Origin of the sequence: Gilliamella sp. BG2 (genome assembly GCF_046635645.1) — a bacterium.
Lineage (GTDB): Bacteria > Pseudomonadota > Gammaproteobacteria > Enterobacterales > Orbaceae > Gilliamella > Gilliamella bombi.
Genome location: NZ_JBIDFF010000021.1, coordinates 25,251 through 41,912, shown reverse-complemented (window position 1 = coordinate 41,912; position 16,662 = coordinate 25,251). Strand labels below are relative to the sequence as shown.

Genomic DNA, 16,662 nt, shown 5'->3' with positions numbered 1-16,662 from the left:
TTTCAAGCTTGCGCTTTTGCTATTAACTGACTGTTATTAACAAGCTGTTATTAATAGCTATTATCAAATAACAAAAGCGCTTTTATTAAAAAGCCAAATTCAATGTAATAAAAAACTATCCTATAAACGGTTGATTTTGTTTAAAAATGCAAATAAAAGTTCAATAAAATCAATAGTCTACCTGAACGATTTTAAAGTAAAAAACACACTTATAGCACCACAATATTAATATGCTTGCCTTATCAGAGCGCCAAAATATACCGATAACTAAGTAAAGCTAGCACGCCAAACTTGGCTGTTGGGTGTGTTTGTGTTTTAGATGTTATCAGCAATATTAATCATTCTGCAAAAGCCAAAATGTCCTAAAGCTAACACCCTATTTTTTATGAAAATAAATGATTATTTATCTTCTTTCTGATTAAATGAATTAAGCACCTCTAGCGTGTTGATATTGCTAAAACAAACTGCTTTATCGCTAAAATCAACCGATTTAGCACTGATTTGTTCTAAAAACAGCATCAGCTTGCGTTCGCCTTGCTCTAAATAGATTTTTAGTTGTTGAGTAACTGTTTTATGAATAAGTAGAATGGTTGGATGGTAGTATTGTCCATCATGTGGATAAATAGCGCTGTTATTTGCCGTATAAACAGCTAAACGGTCAATTAAATCAGCTGGCAAAAAAGGCGTGTCACAACTGACAAATAAGTTCCAATCGGTTTTGCTGCGTAATAAACCGCTGTAAATCCCCGATAATGGTCCACAAAATCCTGCTAGGTCATCACTAAATATAGGATAACCAGCTTTTTGGTATTGTTCAGTGTGACGATTGCAATTAATCATGATTGCATCAACATGAGGTTTGATGCAATCAATGACATGTTGATAAAGTGGTTTTTGATGTAATAATAACAGTCCTTTGTCGTTGCCATTCATGCGGGTACTTTTACCTCCAGCTAGAATGATTGCAGTAATAGAGGGTTTTTCCATAAATTATTTCTCTTTTACGTTGCGAAAAAACAAAATAACATTACTATATAGTAAAGTTATTGCAAGTCGTAGCGTATCATTTTTAATGATTGCTTAATTATCATTATCTTCGAAAGGTTTGAAGATTTACTAAAGGTAACAATTATGAAATGTCATCGTATTGATGAAGTAATGGAATTATTGCAACCCGCATGGGAAGGCGATTCTGATCTTAATTTATTACAATTTTTAGCTAAATTAGGTCAAGAGGCTGGTTTTGAAGGTGAATTAAAAGATTTGAGTGATGAAGTCTTAATTTATCATTTAAAAATGCGAGGTTCGGATAAGAATGATGTTATTCCAGGTCTAAAAAAAGATTATGAAGAAGATTTTAAAACCGCATTATTAAAAGCTCGTGGGATTATAAAAGAATAAGGAGAATCATTAAAATGAAAAAAACACTTATCGCAATTAGTATTTTGCTTTTTTCTGTAAACTGTTTTGCAAATGAAAGCCCAACTATTACTAAAGCCGACACCTCAGCGAATGCATTTGAGCCGATTGAATTAGGTAAACAATATGCCGCGCTACCAACTAATCCATCGCCAGATAAAGAAGTTATTGAGTTCTTTTCGTTTAATTGCCCAAGCTGTTTTAGATTTGAAATTCAAAATCAAGGTCCTCAAACTATTAGCAAGGCTTTACCAGAAGGTGTTAAATTCAAACGCTACCATTTAGAAGATTTTGGACCATTAGCTAAAGATCTTGCGCAAGCATGGGCTGTGGCTAATGTACTAGGTATAGAAGATAAAGCTTCAGATGCACTTTATAATGCGGTTCAAAAAGATAAAACAATAAAAACAGCAGATGACATTAAAGCTGTTTTTGAAAAATTAGGTGTTAGTAATGAAGTGTATGATAAAACAAAAGATAGCTTTTTGGTTAAATCATTTATGGCACAACAAGCAGATGCGATTAAAGAGATGAAACCAGATTCAATCCCTACGGTTATTGTTAATCGTAAGTTTTTTATCATAGCAAATCAACTTAATGTAACTAGTGATGATGCATTTATTAATGATTATGCAAGAGTTACTGCATTTGTAGCAGGGTTAGATCCTAATGCAAAAATAGAAGAAAAAGCGCATTCTGATAAAAAATAAATGGTTAACAAGTTTAGAAACAACATAAGTTAATCCCTTATTTTTGACGTTTTAAATCCCATTGTATCATTTTGTGCAATGGGATTTTTTATTATATCAATTGTTACTCTCGCTCTAAAGCATAAATTGGATCGAGTTTAGCAGCCCGTCTAGCAGGGAAATAACCAAAAATAATACCAATTATACTTGAGAAACTAAATGCCGCTATAATAGCTATTGCTGAGAAATTCATTGCAAATGATGTAACAACTGAATTAAAAATAAAGCCAATGGCAAACGAGAGTACAATACCTATTGTTCCGCCAATTAAACATACTAATACAGCTTCAATTAAAAATTGTTGTAATATGTCACTTGATCGAGCACCGACAGCCATTCGTACGCCAATTTCTCGAGTTCTTTCTGTGACTGATACTAACATGATATTCATCACACCAATACCGCCAACAACGAGGGAAATCAGCGCAATAGCCGAAACCAATAACGTCATTACCCAAGCGGATGAGTTGATTGTTTCTCGTATATTATCGGAATTAAAGATGAAAAAATCTTTTGTACCATGCCGTTGTAACATAATTCGATTAATAGCTTGTTCAGCAACAGATAAATTAACATTATCTTTAACACGTACTGTAATGCTTTTTAACGAAGTTTGACCTACTATGCGGTTAATCACGGTAGTATAAGGTAACCAAACATTCAGGCTTTCATTGCTACCAAATCCTTGCTGTTGTTTAGTTGCAACACCAATTATTCTTACTGGTAACTGTCCAACCATTAAAATTTTTCCAATTGGGTTTTGATTTGCAAATAACCGTTTAACAGTATTGTCATCAATCACTGCATCTTGTGCTGAGGCAATAATACTTGCTTCATCAAAAGATTTTCCTTGAGAAATAGTGTAACCACGAACCGCAAAAAATTGCTCTCCTACACCATTTACTGTTCCAGTTACTGCTAAATTATTAATTCGGAAATAAACACTGGTTGCAAGGTTAGGGGTAGTACTGTGGACAAAGTTTTGTTGCGCCAAAAAATCTGCGTCTGATGAGCGTAATGTAGTAATTTTATCCGCATTACGATCACCAAAGCCCGATCCTGCATAGATTTCTAACGTGCTAGTTCCTAATGAGTTAATGTTAGATAAAATTTTCTGCTTTGTGCCTTGTCCTAATGCAACAACAGAGACTACCGAGGCAATGCCAATAATTATGCCTAACATGGTTAAAAATGTCCGTAATCGCTGCGAAAGCATTGATAGCATGGCCATTTTAAAAGCATCTCGAAAACGGTAATATTTTGCTAGTAGATTATCTTGGGTTCTGGTTGCTTCGATTTGCTTAACTTGCCGATTATCATTTTGTTTAGATTGATAATTAGGGTTAATAGAATCAGAAATAATATTACCGTCACTAATTTCAACAATCCTTTGGGCACTTTGGGCAATATTTGAATCGTGGGTAACAATAATAACAGTGTGACCTTGTTGATGTAACTCTTGTAAGATAGCCATCACTTCTAAACCACTTTTACGGTCAAGTGCTCCCGTTGGTTCATCAGCTAAAATGATTTGTCCACCGTTAATTAAGGCTCTGGCAATACTGACCCGCTGTTGTTGACCTCCAGATAACTGGTTAGGTTTATTGTGGATTTTTTCGGCAAGCCCTAAACGTGTTAAAATTTCGTTCGCTCTTTTTTGACGTTGTTCATTGGTAACACCAGCATAAATAGCAGGAATTTCTACATTGCCTTGTGCGGTTAGTGCATTTAATAAATGGTAACGTTGAAAGATAAAACCAAAATGCTCTCGGCGTAACTGAGCTAACTCATCAGGTGACAATTCACTTGTTGTGCGTCCTCCAATAGAATAAGTGCCTGAGGTCGGTTTATCTAAACAGCCTAAAATATTCATCAAAGTGGATTTACCCGATCCTGATGCGCCAATAATCGCTACCATTTCACCAGCATTAATTGTTAGATTTATGCTTTTAAGAACCTGTATAGTTGTATCGCCTGCTGGAAATTCACGAACAATATTCTCAAGCTTAATAAGAGGTATATTATTGACCATATTAGAATCGAATCCTTGGGGCTCTTGCATTATTACCACCTAGTGAAGCACCATTAGTGCCACTGACCACAACCATATCACCCTCTTTAATCCCCGATTTTATCTCAACATTGACATTATTATCGATACCCAAAGTAACTTCATGTTCTTCGATCTCATTATGTTTATCTAACAGGTAAATAATGGCTTTATTATTGCCCAATTTTTTTTGAATTGCTTGAGATGGAATGGTTAGTACATCTTTTGCCTCAGACAAGACAATATAAACTTGCGCTGTCATTGAAATTCTTAACACATGGTCGGGATTATCTACATCAAATAATCCATTATAATAAATTGCGCTTTTTGTTGTTGATGATGAGCTTGACGAGGTTGTTTCAGTATTAATTGAGTCTGGTGCAGGCTCTATAGCCCGTAATGTTAAACCATCAAAGCGTCTATTAGGTTGACCTAAAATAGTAAAATAAACAGGCATTCCTTTTTTTACATTGATCACATCGGCTTCAGAAATTTGCGCTTCAATGGTCATTTTATCAAGTTGTGCGACTTTAACAATGGTTGGTGCACTTTGAACAGAGTTAACAGTTTGTCCTTCATTGACTGGAATTGCAACAATCACTCCATCGATAGGGGAGCGAATTTTAGTATATCCCAAATTAACTTTGGCGGTATCGACTGCAATTTGTGCTTTAACGATATCAGCATCAAGTGCTGCAATATCGGCTTTGATTGCATCGAGTTCGGCTTTTGCCGCATCTAAATCCGATTGAATGCCAACGCCTTTATGAACAAGTTTGTACTGGCGATCATAGGTTAATTGATTGTTAACTAATCTCGCTTTTTTTGCCTCACGTTGTGCCTCTAAACTATTAAGTGACGCTTCAGATTGTTTTAAATCATTGCTTTGTTTGAGATCGTCAATCTCAGCAATCATATCGCCTTGTTTAACTTCATCGCCCAACTCAACATAGAGTTTTTTAATTTGTCCAGAAACCTGCGCACCAACACTAACTTGTTTAAAAGCACTAATTGTTCCATCAGCTAGTACGGTTTTTTCAATATTACCTTTGGTAACTGGTGAGGTAATATAATTAGCTGTAGGCTCTGAATGAGATATGAATAAACATACAATATAAATAATTGTAAAGAAGATAGTAGCTATAATTAAATATTTAATTTTCATTAATTTTAACAATTTTTTTCACCCTTTATTTTCTTATTATAATTTTAACATTTTACCGTAATAACAAAAATGATATTGATAATTATTATTAATAAATTGTAATAATTATGAAATTTTAAATTTTAAATTTTAAACTAATTTATAGAAATTATTCGTGTTGTTTATAGTAATTTGAGGAACTATTGTAATAAACATGAATAAAAAAAGTAAAATTGATCAAACCTACCTATCCACAAATAAGTGGAAAAGTAAAAAGAGTGATACGTACTCAAATGAAGATGTGGTATTGTCAATAAACATTTAGCAACTCAAAAATAAAAAACAAATTTTTAAGTGATTTATTAACTATTATAATATGGCTAAACTGCATAAAATGATTGCGAGGAAAATAATTTATGAGTTTTTATAGGGTTATTTTAACTTGAAGTGTAAACAACCTAGTGTTTTTCTACATTTTGTAATTAGAAAAAAATCTGACAAAAGAACAAGAATGGTCTCTTTTATTGAATACATTGGGCTTTATTCTAAAATAAGATAAAATGATCTTAGAAAATGTTATGGGATAATTATTTATGGTTGAACAAAAAAAAGAAGGGTTTTTCTCTCGTTTAAAAAAAGGTCTTTTTAAGACTAAACAAAATATTGGTTCAGGTTTTCTTAGTTTATTTAAAGGGAAAAGGATCGATGATGCTTTATTTGAAGAATTAGAAGAGCAGTTACTTATTGCTGATGTAGGTTTTGACACAACCCAAAAAATTATTGATTCCTTAACTAAACAAGCATCGAGAAAAGAGCTAAAAGATGCTGATGCATTACATGATCTTTTAAAACAGGAAATGAAATCTATTTTAGATGGAGTAGATAAGCCCCTTGATATAGAAAGCCATAAACCATTTGTAATATTGATGGTTGGTGTTAATGGTGTTGGAAAAACAACAACAATTGGCAAATTGGCTCGTCAATTTCAACAACAAGGCAAATCGGTTATGCTTGCGGCGGGTGATACCTTTCGGGCAGCGGCTGTTGAGCAATTACAAGTTTGGGGAGAACGAAATAATATTCCTGTTATTGCTCAGCATACTAATGCAGATTCCGCTTCTGTCATTTATGATGCAATACAAGCAGCAAAAGCAAAAAAAATAGATATATTAATAGCCGATACTGCAGGGCGCTTACAAAATAAATCTCATTTAATGGATGAGTTAAAAAAAATAGTACGCGTAATTAAGAAACACGATGAAACAGCACCCCATGAAATTATGTTGACTATTGATGCTGGTACTGGTCAAAATGCGGTTAGCCAAACCAAACTATTTAATGAGGCTGTTGGTGTCACTGGGATGACATTAACTAAATTAGATGGTACTGCAAAAGGGGGTATTATCTTTAGTATTGCCGATCAGTTTAATATTCCTATTCGTTATATTGGTGTCGGGGAGAAAATTGAAGATTTAAGGCCTTTTGTTGCTGATGATTTTATCAATGCTTTGTTTGATGAAACAGATGGTTAGAGAGTGTCATGATTCAATTTCAGCGTGTAAGTAAAGTGTATTCTGGCGGTAAACCAGCACTACAAAATATTAGCTTCACTTTATTACCTGGTGAAATGGCTTTTTTAACTGGACACTCAGGGGCTGGTAAAAGTACGTTAATGCGATTAATTTGTGGGTTAGAAAGAGCGAATGATGGCAAAGTGTTGTTAAATGGCGTTGATGTTTCAAGTTTAAGACGCCAAGAGATGCCATTTCTACGTCGCACAATTGGTATGATTTTTCAAGATCACCAATTACTGATGGATCACACTGTTTATGATAATGTAGCTATTCCATTAATTATTTTAGGTAAACCAGCTGAAGAAATTAAAAGAAGAGTTTCCGCTTCACTGGATAAAGTTGGATTACTTAATAAGATGGAATTTTATCCAATACAGTTATCTGGTGGTGAACAGCAGCGAGTAGGTATCGCTCGCGCTATTGTTAATCGTCCTAGTGTTTTGCTTGCTGATGAACCCACAGGTAATTTAGATGATAAACTATCAAAAGATATCTTAAAGCTTTTTGAAGAATTTAATCAAGCTGGTGTAACGATTTTGATGGCAACGCATAATATGGGACTGATACGACGCAAGCACCATCGAATATTGCATTTAAATCAGGGACGTTTAGAGATTAAAAATTAATGAGCTTAACTAATATCAAACCTAGTAAATCGAAGAAGAATGAAAATAGCTTTTTCTCTCGCTGGATAAGACAAATCGGTTATGCTTGGCGTAACACGTTTAATGACTTTTCTCAGCATATTATTGCTTCATTACTGACCATTTTTGTTATTGCTATTTCAATTACTTTACCAACTATCAGCTATTTACTTTGGAAAAACGCTAGTCAAACTGCACAGCAATGGAATCCAACTCCCAGTTTGACAGTTTATATCAATAAAGAATTAACATCAGAACAAACAACAGAATTGATTGCTAAAATTAAATCTTATTATGAAGTTGATCAGGTTGAATATCTTTCCAAAGATGAAACAAAAGAAGAATTCGAAACGTGGTCTGGGTTTAGTGATGCACTCGATTTGCTAGATGAAAATCCATTACCTGCAGTAGCAATTGTTATTCCTAAAGATGAGTCAAAAAAGACAGCTGTGTTACATCGATTACAAAAAGAATTGCTTACCATTGATGGTATTGATGATATAAAATTAGATGATAGCTGGTTTACTCGTTTAACAGCACTAACTGATATGGTTAAATCTATCGTATGGATTATTTCTATATTTATGATTATAGCTGTATCTCTTGTGATTGGTAATAGCATCCGTTTAAATATATTCTCTAGAAAACAGACGATTATGGTTATGCAATTAATTGGGGCAACAGAAGGATTTATTTTGCGTCCATTTCTTTATAGTGGAATGTTTATTAGTTTTATTAGCGCTATTATAGCGTTAGTGTTATCGGAAATATTTATTTATCAAATAGAGTTAATTATGTTGAATGTTTCTGATACATTTGGAACAATAATTCATATTGAAGGGCTATTATGGGATGAGAGTTTATTGATTGTCCTTATAACAGCTAGTATTGGGTGGCTTTCATCGTTGATTGCGACTAAGAAATACTTAAAAATAGCACAAATTGTCTAGTTATTTTGCTATAAATTGCCAAGATATATATCAATTTAATAAAAGGCTAATATTAAGTAAAACATTTTAAGTATTTTAGCTAAAATAGTGAACTAATTTATAATTCATTGGTCTAATATTGTAATAAACGCTAGTTTAACGTTTTTATTGTTACATATTTAATGTAACGAAATTTATTATTTAAGGGGGGAATTAAATGAGTACTGATTTAAAAATGCAAGTAGGTGCTTTAATCCCACAAGGAAATATAGAATCATACCTTCGCATGATTAACATCTATCCAATGTTAACTGCAGAAGAAGAAAAATCATTAGGTGAAAAACTCTATTATCACGATGATGTAGATGCTGCTCGCCAGTTAATTTTATCTCATTTACGATTTGTAGCGCATATTGCCCGTGGTTATTCGGGTTATGGTTTACCACAAGCTGACTTAATTCAAGAAGGTAATATTGGCTTGATGAAAGCAGTACGTCGTTTCAATCCTGAAATGGGTGTTCGTTTGGTCTCATTTGCTGTGCATTGGATAAAAGCTGAAATCCATGAATATGTATTAAAAAATTGGCGTATTGTTAAAGTTGCAACAACGAAGGCACAAAGAAAGCTATTCTTTAATCTAAGAAAGACTAAACAACGTTTAGGTTGGTTCAGTAATGCAGAAGTGGATATGGTAGCAGATGAATTAGGTGTAAGTCGTAAAGATGTACTTGAAATGGAATCACGTATGTCGGCACAAGATATGTCATTTGATATAGATAATGATGACGATGATAATTCAATTATTGCACCGGCACTTTACTTAGAAGATAGCAATTCTGATTTCTCAAAATCAATTGAAAATGATAATTGGGAAAATGATGCGACAGATAGGCTACATGATGCATTATTAAAATTAGATGAACGTAGCCAAGATATTATTAAAGCACGTTGGTTAGATTCTGATGAAAGCAAATCAACTTTACAGGTCTTAGCCGATAAATATAGTGTTTCAGCAGAGCGTATCCGCCAGCTTGAAAAAAATGCAATGAAAAAGTTAAGAGTTGCTATTGAAGCATAATTTTTTCATTTATAATTTTTTAATTAGTGTTAACTTCCTAAACCTTACTTTTAAAAAAGTAAGGTTTTTTTTATAACTTAAACTCATGAAATAAAAGGATATAAAATAAACACAGATATGATTAAGTTATATTTTCGATTGAATCAATCTGTAAATTATAGTAGTGATTTAATTTTTAAACAGAAAAGAGACCTAAAAAAACAATCAAACCAACATAATTATTATTCATAAATGCGTTAAAACATTTATTTCTTTCTCGATCTTTTATCAACCATTGTTGGTAAATAAATAATGCTGTAACTAGTAATAAAGCAATATAAACTATCAACGATAGTTGGTTGATTAAACTAATCAATAATAAACCAATAATAGAAGCTATCTGTAATAATCCAATGATTAATTTATCATAACGTCCAAATAAGATGGCAGTGGATTTTATACCTATTTTTACATCATCGTTGCGATCAACCATCGCATATTCGGTGTCATAGGAAATTGTCCAACAAATATTAACAAAGAAAAGCAACCAACAGGTTAATGGGAACTGCTCAATAGTTGCTGCATACACCATCGGAATGCTCCAACTAAATGCGATACCTAAGATGATCTGAGGTAAATGGGTATAACGCTTCATAAAAGGATAAATCAGCGCAGTTAATAACGCAAAACAACCTATCAACCATGATAGTTTATTTAAAGTTAGCAATAAGCAAAGAGCAATAAATAATAATACAAATAACGTCCATAATGCATTCTTTTCTGTCAATGCTCCACGAGCCAGTGGGCGATTTTTAGTCCGTTCAACATGTGCATCAAAATGACGATCAGCATAATCATTCACTACGCAACCTGCCGAGCGCATTACAAATACGCCAAGTATAAAAATAATTGTTATGTAAATAGAGGGGTGTCCCGTAAGCCAAATTGCCCAAAGGGTAGGCCAGAGTAAAAGCAATGAGCCAATAGGTCTATCTAATCGCATTAGTTGTAAATAGGCTAGCATTAATTATTTACCTTGAAAAAAGCATAGCATGGATTATACCGATTAAGATAAAAGCTGCAATGTTACAGTATGACAAGTTACAATTCAGCATTAAGTAAAATAATCATTTACCTGAAAATAACTATTTTTTCAAAAAATAGAAAATACAATTAAAGCATCTGCAAATATTGATCAGCAATCATAGCTAATGCCCGATAAAATGGACTTATCTCATTTTGCTTTAGTCTTTTTAAATAGGTTGAAGACCAGATCAATAAATGTTCATTGATTAACTGTTTTGCTGCTGTATAGTTATTATTTTCAAGCAACATGGCATACGCCATTAGCATTAATCCAAATTGATCTTCGGGTTCGTTCATTCCTGTATTGAGTGTCAAACCATGTTGCTGCAGAAATTGGCGGTAGCATTCTTGTGATTCGCCTAGTAATAAATGTTCTTTATCAAGGTAAAATGATCCCCATGGTGGTGCAGGCATTGTTCCTTGACCTTCAAATAGTAACGAAAACTGATAATTAAGTTCTGAGTCATCAATGTGATTTGCTAATATATTGCACTGTTCAGAAATAATACAAGGGTTTAACCATTTGACTAAATCATCAATATGCAATAATGCCTGTATTAATGGTGTAGTAACTTTATTATTTGGTGGATAATAAAAAAAAGTACTAAGTAATTTTGCTAATGTGATTCTGGTTATGTTATCCAAATAAATATCCTTGAAGGTTTGTTTTTTGCGCCTAAAAACAATAAAGAGACAAGAGCTGCTGAACTTTTGTATTAATGATAACCCTCCTTTATGTTTTTAGCCATATCAAACAATGGTTAATAACCATATTGTAGAAATTAATCGTATTATTTGCAGTAATTTGAGAAACGGTGGTAATGAATATACATAAAAAAATTAATTTCTTCTCAATTGGTAAGAGATATGGCAATTATATCATTAAGAAAAAATAACTTTCACTAATTTGGTTAGACGCTTTATGGTCAGTTGTCTAACTGCCTTATAAATTTTTATACTTAAACGTAGTGTTACCTGAAACTTTTTTATATTAATATAATTTTTCACCATATTAAACATAAATTAAGCTGTCATTATTTTATTTTTTGACATATGTCAAAGTTTATAAATTCATATCTGTTTATCCCTTTATTTCCATTTGATTAAAGATTATCATTACAGCTAGTAAGGATGTTAATCGCTTCCAATATAATAAATTAAAACGTAATGTCAGCTTTTTAAGGAGTCCATATGCTATTTAACCGTAGGCAGTTCTTTAAGATCTGTGCTGGTGGTATGGCTGGAACAACGGTAGCTACGCTTGGTTTTTCTCCAAATGTAGCGCTTGCTCAAACTCGCCAATATAAATTATTGAAATCAAAAGAAACTCGAAATAATTGTACTTACTGCTCTGTTGGCTGTGGTATGTTGCTATATAGCCGTGGCGATGGGGCTAAAAATGCCGAATCGTCTATTTTCCATGTAGAAGGAGATCCCGATCATCCTGTTAGTCGAGGCTCTCTTTGCCCTAAAGGTGCAGGTGTTCTGGATTATGTAAAAAGTGAACAACGAGTTAAATATCCTGAATATCGTGCCCCTGGTTCAGATAAATGGCAACAAATAAGTTGGGATGAAGCCATTGATCGTATTGCTCGTTTAATGAAAGCTGATCGAGATAAAAATTTTGTTGAAAAAAATGCGGAAGGCACAACAGTCAATCGCTGGACAACAACAGGCTGGCTTGTTACCTCAGCAGCTAGTAATGAAACAGGTTGGTTAGCGTTCAAAGTTGCTCGCGCATTAGGTATGTTAAGCCTTGAAACCCAAGCTAGAGTTTGTCATGGTCCTTCTGTATCTAGCTTAGCGGCTACTTTTGGTCGCGGCGCCATGACTAACAACTGGAATGATATCAAAAATGCTAATGTTGTTATCGTAATGGGGGGAAATGCAGCTGAAGCTCATCCGGTTGGTTTTAAATGGGCTATAGAAGCAAAAATTAATAATGGTGCTGAACTAATTGCCATTGACCCTCGTTTTCATCGAACAGCCTCAGTGGCTGATTTGTATGTACCTATTCGCTCAGGTTCTGATATTGCTTTTCTACTTGGTATTATCAATTATCTTATTACCAATAACGAAGTTAATTTTGACTACTTAGTTACTCATAGTAATGCAAGCCTAATTGTTCGTGATGATTTTAATTTTGATGAAGCTACAGGGCTATTTAGTGGCTATGAAGCTGATACCAAACAGTATGATCAGGCAAGTTGGGCATATCAAAAGGATGACAACGGTTATGCTCTTCGGGATAAAACACTAAGTCATCCCCGTTGTGTATGGAATCTATTAAAACAGCATGTCAAACGTTATACACCCGAAATGGTAAATAAAATAACGGGAAGTCCTATTGAAGGTTTTTTGCATGTTTGCCGCTCACTTGCTAGCACTAAAACTAACGATAGAGCAGCCACATTTTTATATGCATTAGGTTGGACTCAGCATACTTATGGATCACAAATTATCCGTACTGCTGCCATGATTCAGCTTATTTTAGGCAATATTGGCGTAATGGGCGGAGGTATTAACGCACTACGTGGACATTCAAATATTCAAGGCTTAACTGATGTTGGTTTATTATCAAATCGCCTGCCTGCTTATCTTGATTTACCAAAAGATTCTCAAGTTTCACTTACTCAGTACCTAGATGAAAAAACACCAAAACCACTTGGTCCAAGCGAAGTGAATTTTTGGGGGAATTATCCAAAATTCTTTGTCAGCTTTATGAAATCAATGTACGGTGATAAATCGACTAAAGATAACGATTGGGGATTTGATTGGTTACCTAAATGGGATAAAACCTACGATGTTTTAAGATTTAGCAAAATGATGCGTGATGGTCAAGCCAATGGCTTTATTTGTCAGGGCTTTAACCCACTTGCTGCACTTCCCGATAAAAATAGTATTCGCGAAGGTTTATCTAACTTAAAATTCTTGGTGAGCATTGATCCAATGCCAACAGAAACAGCTGAGTTTTGGAAAAACCATGGCGAATCTAATGATGTAGATTCTAGCAAAATTCAAACCGAAGTATTTAGATTGCCATCAAACTGTTTTGCAGAAGAAAACGGTACAATAGTTAACTCATCTCGCTGGCTACAATGGCACTGGGCAGCAGCAAGACCGCCTTATGAAGCTTTATATGATCCTGAAATTATTGCGCGTATCTTTTTGAGAATAAAAGAGCTGTATGCTGAAGAAGGTGGTGCTTATTACGAGCCAATTGAAAACTTAGTTTGGGATTATAAGGAGCCAGAAGGCCCAGCGGCTGAGGAATTAGCCAAAGATTATAATGGACGAGCACTTGCTGATATAACCGACGAAAATGGCAATGTTATTCTTAAAAAAGGTCAATTACTAAGTGGTTTTTCACAATTAAAAGCAGATGGTACAACCTCATCGGGTATTTGGATATTCTGTGGTTGTTGGACAGAACAAGGTAACCAAATGGCAAGGCGTGATCCAAGCGATCCATCTGGTAAAGGCGTTCATGCTGGTTGGGCGTGGTCGTGGCCGATGAATCGACGAGTACTTTATAACCGTGCTTCAACGGATGAAAATGGTAAACCATGGGATCCTAAACGAGTTTTAGTTAAATGGAATGGCTCAAGTTGGGTAGGCAATGATGTACCTGATTTTACAGCAACATTACCACCAAGTAGTGGGGCTGGTGCTTTTATCATGAATAATGATGGTTTAGGTGGGTTATTTTGTTTAAATCGGTTAGTCGATGGGCCATTCCCAGAGCACTATGAACCGTTTGAAACACCTATTAGTAATAATCCATTGCATCCAAATCAAGTCAGCAGCCCTGTAGCTCGCGCATTTAAAGAAGATTTGGCTCGCTTAGGGAATGCTAGCGAATTTCCTTATGTTGGTACCACTTATAGTATCACTGAACATTTCCATTTTTGGACGCAACATGCAAGGCTAGCTTCAATTACTCAACCTGAGCAATTTGTTGAGTTAAGTGAAAATCTTGCCCTCAAAAAAGGAATCAAATTAGGTGATACGGTTAAAATCACTTCTCATCGAGGTTATATTAAAGCTAAAGCAGTTGTGACTAAACGTCTTCCAACTTTAACTGTTGATGGTAAAGAGATCGAAACCATTGGAATCCCAATAGTATGGGGATTCACAGGTCAGACAAAGAAAGGTTTTTTGGTTAATGAATTAACGCCACATTTAGGTGATGCAAATTCACAAACACCAGAATATAAATCATTCTTAGTCAATATCGAAAAAGTTACTACAGCGGCATAAGATGGGAGGATAAATTATGTCATTACAAACTCAAGATATTATACGCCGCTCAGCAACTAATGCTTTAACTCCAGCGCCACGAGCTAGGGACTATCAACAAGAAGTTGCAAAACTTATTGATGTGACCACCTGTATAGGTTGTAAAGCATGTCAGGTTGCTTGTAGCGAATGGAATGACCTTCGTGCAGAAGTTGGCAATACTGTTGGTGTTTATGATAATCCTGCCGATTTAGAGCCAAAAGCATGGACTGTAATGCGGTATTCAGAAGTCGAGATAAATGGAAAATTTGAATGGTTAATTCGTAAAGATGGCTGTATGCACTGTTCTGATCCTGGTTGTTTGAAAGCATGCCCATCAGAAGGTGCTATCATTCAATATGCTAATGGTATTGTTGATTTTCAATCGGAGCACTGTATTGGTTGTGGCTACTGTGTAGCAGGTTGTCCGTTCAATATTCCACGAATTAGTAAAGAAGATAATCACTCCTATAAATGTACATTATGTGTCGATCGCGTTGCTGTTGGTCAAGAACCCGCCTGCGTTAAAACTTGTCCTACTGGCGCTATACACTTTGGTACTAAACAAGATATGATTCGCCATGCTGAACACAGAATTGTAGATTTGAAAAAACGTGGTTTTGAACATGCTGGTCTTTATGACCCACAAGGAGTTGGGGGAACACATGTTATGTATGTTCTTCATCATGCAGATCAGCCAGAATTGTATCACGGCTTACCAAAAAACCCTAAAATTAGTGAAATTGTCAGATTTTGGAAGGGTATTTGGAAACCATTATCTGCAGCTGCATTTGTGGCAACTTTTAGTGGTTTGCTGTTCCATTACATGGGCGTTGGTGCAATTGAAGTTGATGAAGATGACATTGAAGAAGAAAAAGAAGCAGATAAACAAGCTCGAAAGCGTTTAGGCTTGCCTGTTTTAGAACAGAAAATTGACTCTAATTTATCACAACAGGAGAATCATCATGGATAAGAAAAGCATGATATTAAGAACACCACTTATTGTTCGCTTCTGTCACTGGTGTATGGTCTGTCTGTTTATTCTGACTGCGCTATCTGGCTTATCTTTATTTTTTCCATCTATAAAACTGTTTGGATTATTTCTTGGTACGCCACAATTAGTAAGAGCATTGCATCCATTTTTAGGGTGCATTGTTTTTGTTTTACTCATGTTTATGTTTATAAAACTCGCTCACCATAATATTCCAAATAAAAATGATCTTTTATGGATTAAAAACTTTAAACATGTCATTTTGGGCAAAGAAAGAGGCATTCCAATAGGCAAATATAATGTAGGACAAAAGTTTTTATTTTGGTGCATTATGGGGTTAATTTTAGTTTTATTTGTTACAGGTCTCATCATGTGGCGCCGTTATTTTGCGGATAATTTTTCTGTTCCAGTTGTCCGTATTGCGATATTTTTTCATTCTCTTGCTGCAATTGGCTTAATCCTGCTTGCAATTGGTCATGCTTATATGGCTATTTGGGTTAAAGGTTCCATTAAAGGGATGATAACAGGCTATGTTTCGCGTGCTTGGGCACAAAAAAATCATTCAACTTGGTATGAAGAAGAAATGGAAAAGATCTATCAAAATGAACTAAGGTTAAAGGCCAAATCTGAAGAAGAATCTACAGATATTAAACATAAACCAGCATAGTAATTTTCCTGCATCTATAATGGTATTTTCCGCTGATAGTAACTATCAGCGGTGTCATTTTAATAGTAAAAAAA

At 34.5% G+C, this 16,662-nt stretch carries 13 protein-coding genes and 1 pseudogene; 9 read left to right on the top strand and 5 right to left on the bottom strand.

Annotated elements, in window-relative coordinates; genetic code table 11:
- Positions 1 to 399: 399 nt before the first annotated feature.
- On the bottom strand, positions 400 to 987 hold the full coding sequence (mobA, locus tag ACGH6Q_RS09425) for a molybdenum cofactor guanylyltransferase MobA (RefSeq protein ID WP_065608956.1): 588 nt from the start codon (positions 985 to 987) through the stop codon (positions 400 to 402).
- A gap of 144 nt (positions 988 to 1,131) precedes the next feature.
- Between mobA and ACGH6Q_RS09420 the strand changes: the two genes are divergently transcribed.
- Together ACGH6Q_RS09420 and ACGH6Q_RS09415 are read left to right on the top strand one after the other, a co-directional pair.
- A complete protein-coding gene (locus tag ACGH6Q_RS09420) occupies positions 1,132 to 1,401 on the top strand; it encodes a YihD family protein (protein ID WP_034911797.1) in 270 nt (89 codons plus the stop codon).
- A gap of 14 nt (positions 1,402 to 1,415) precedes the next feature.
- On the top strand, positions 1,416 to 2,129 hold the full coding sequence (locus ACGH6Q_RS09415; protein ID WP_065626249.1) for a DsbA family protein: 714 nt from the start codon (positions 1,416 to 1,418) through the stop codon (positions 2,127 to 2,129).
- A 103-nt stretch (positions 2,130 to 2,232) separates the two neighbouring features.
- Here ACGH6Q_RS09415 and ACGH6Q_RS09410 read toward each other — a convergent pair whose 3' ends face one another.
- Both ACGH6Q_RS09410 and ACGH6Q_RS09405 read right to left on the bottom strand, forming a co-directional pair.
- Complete coding sequence (locus ACGH6Q_RS09410; protein ID WP_411592672.1) at positions 2,233 to 4,230, bottom strand: MacB family efflux pump subunit; 1,998 nt, start codon at positions 4,228 to 4,230, stop codon at positions 2,233 to 2,235.
- Positions 4,202 to 5,383, bottom strand: a complete 1,182-nt coding sequence (locus tag ACGH6Q_RS09405; protein ID WP_411578790.1) for an efflux RND transporter periplasmic adaptor subunit — start codon at positions 5,381 to 5,383, stop codon at positions 4,202 to 4,204. Before ACGH6Q_RS09405 ends, ACGH6Q_RS09410 begins: the two co-directional genes overlap by 29 nt.
- Before the next feature lie 587 nt (positions 5,384 to 5,970).
- On the opposite strand from ACGH6Q_RS09405, the pseudogene ftsY reads away from it, so the two are divergent.
- The 4 genes and pseudogenes from ftsY to rpoH all read left to right on the top strand — a co-directional run.
- Positions 5,971 to 6,894 (top strand): annotated as a pseudogene (ftsY, locus tag ACGH6Q_RS09400) (signal recognition particle-docking protein FtsY); the annotation flags it as partial.
- Between the two features lie 8 nt (positions 6,895 to 6,902).
- A complete protein-coding gene (ftsE, locus tag ACGH6Q_RS09395; protein ID WP_034911799.1) occupies positions 6,903 to 7,562 on the top strand; it encodes a cell division ATP-binding protein FtsE in 660 nt (219 codons plus the stop codon).
- Positions 7,562 to 8,530 carry a permease-like cell division protein FtsX gene (gene ftsX / locus ACGH6Q_RS09390; RefSeq protein WP_065590255.1) on the top strand — a complete coding sequence of 323 codons (969 nt, stop codon included), beginning with the start codon at positions 7,562 to 7,564 and terminating at the stop codon, positions 8,528 to 8,530. Before ftsE ends, ftsX begins: the two co-directional genes overlap by 1 nt.
- A 196-nt stretch (positions 8,531 to 8,726) precedes the next feature.
- Positions 8,727 to 9,587 (top strand): RNA polymerase sigma factor RpoH, encoded by an 861-nt coding sequence (gene rpoH / locus ACGH6Q_RS09385; RefSeq protein WP_411592671.1) that lies wholly within the window; start codon positions 8,727 to 8,729, stop codon positions 9,585 to 9,587.
- 175 nt (positions 9,588 to 9,762) lie between these two features.
- Here the strand turns inward: rpoH and ubiA are convergent, their stop codons facing one another.
- Positions 9,763 to 10,590 carry a 4-hydroxybenzoate octaprenyltransferase gene (gene ubiA / locus ACGH6Q_RS09380; protein WP_065590253.1) on the bottom strand — a complete coding sequence of 276 codons (828 nt, stop codon included), beginning with the start codon at positions 10,588 to 10,590 and terminating at the stop codon, positions 9,763 to 9,765.
- A 149-nt stretch (positions 10,591 to 10,739) separates the two neighbouring features.
- Positions 10,740 to 11,297: a molecular chaperone gene (locus ACGH6Q_RS09375; RefSeq protein ID WP_174798935.1), complete on the bottom strand. Its 558-nt coding sequence runs from the start codon at positions 11,295 to 11,297 to the stop codon at positions 10,740 to 10,742.
- A gap of 546 nt (positions 11,298 to 11,843) precedes the next feature.
- On the opposite strand from ACGH6Q_RS09375, the gene fdnG reads away from it, so the two are divergent.
- From fdnG to ACGH6Q_RS09360, 3 genes are read left to right on the top strand one after another with little or no spacing between them, the layout of a single operon-like run.
- Positions 11,844 to 14,912 (top strand): formate dehydrogenase-N subunit alpha, encoded by a 3,069-nt coding sequence (gene fdnG / locus ACGH6Q_RS09370; RefSeq protein WP_411592670.1) that lies wholly within the window; start codon positions 11,844 to 11,846, stop codon positions 14,910 to 14,912.
- Between the two features lie 16 nt (positions 14,913 to 14,928).
- On the top strand, positions 14,929 to 15,903 hold the full coding sequence (fdxH, locus tag ACGH6Q_RS09365; RefSeq protein ID WP_065590252.1) for a formate dehydrogenase subunit beta: 975 nt from the start codon (positions 14,929 to 14,931) through the stop codon (positions 15,901 to 15,903).
- Entirely contained in the window at positions 15,896 to 16,588 is a 693-nt protein-coding gene (locus tag ACGH6Q_RS09360) for a formate dehydrogenase subunit gamma (RefSeq protein ID WP_065590251.1), read from the top strand. The genes fdxH and ACGH6Q_RS09360 overlap by 8 nt, the downstream gene beginning before the upstream one ends.
- Positions 16,589 to 16,662: the final 74 nt, after the last annotated feature.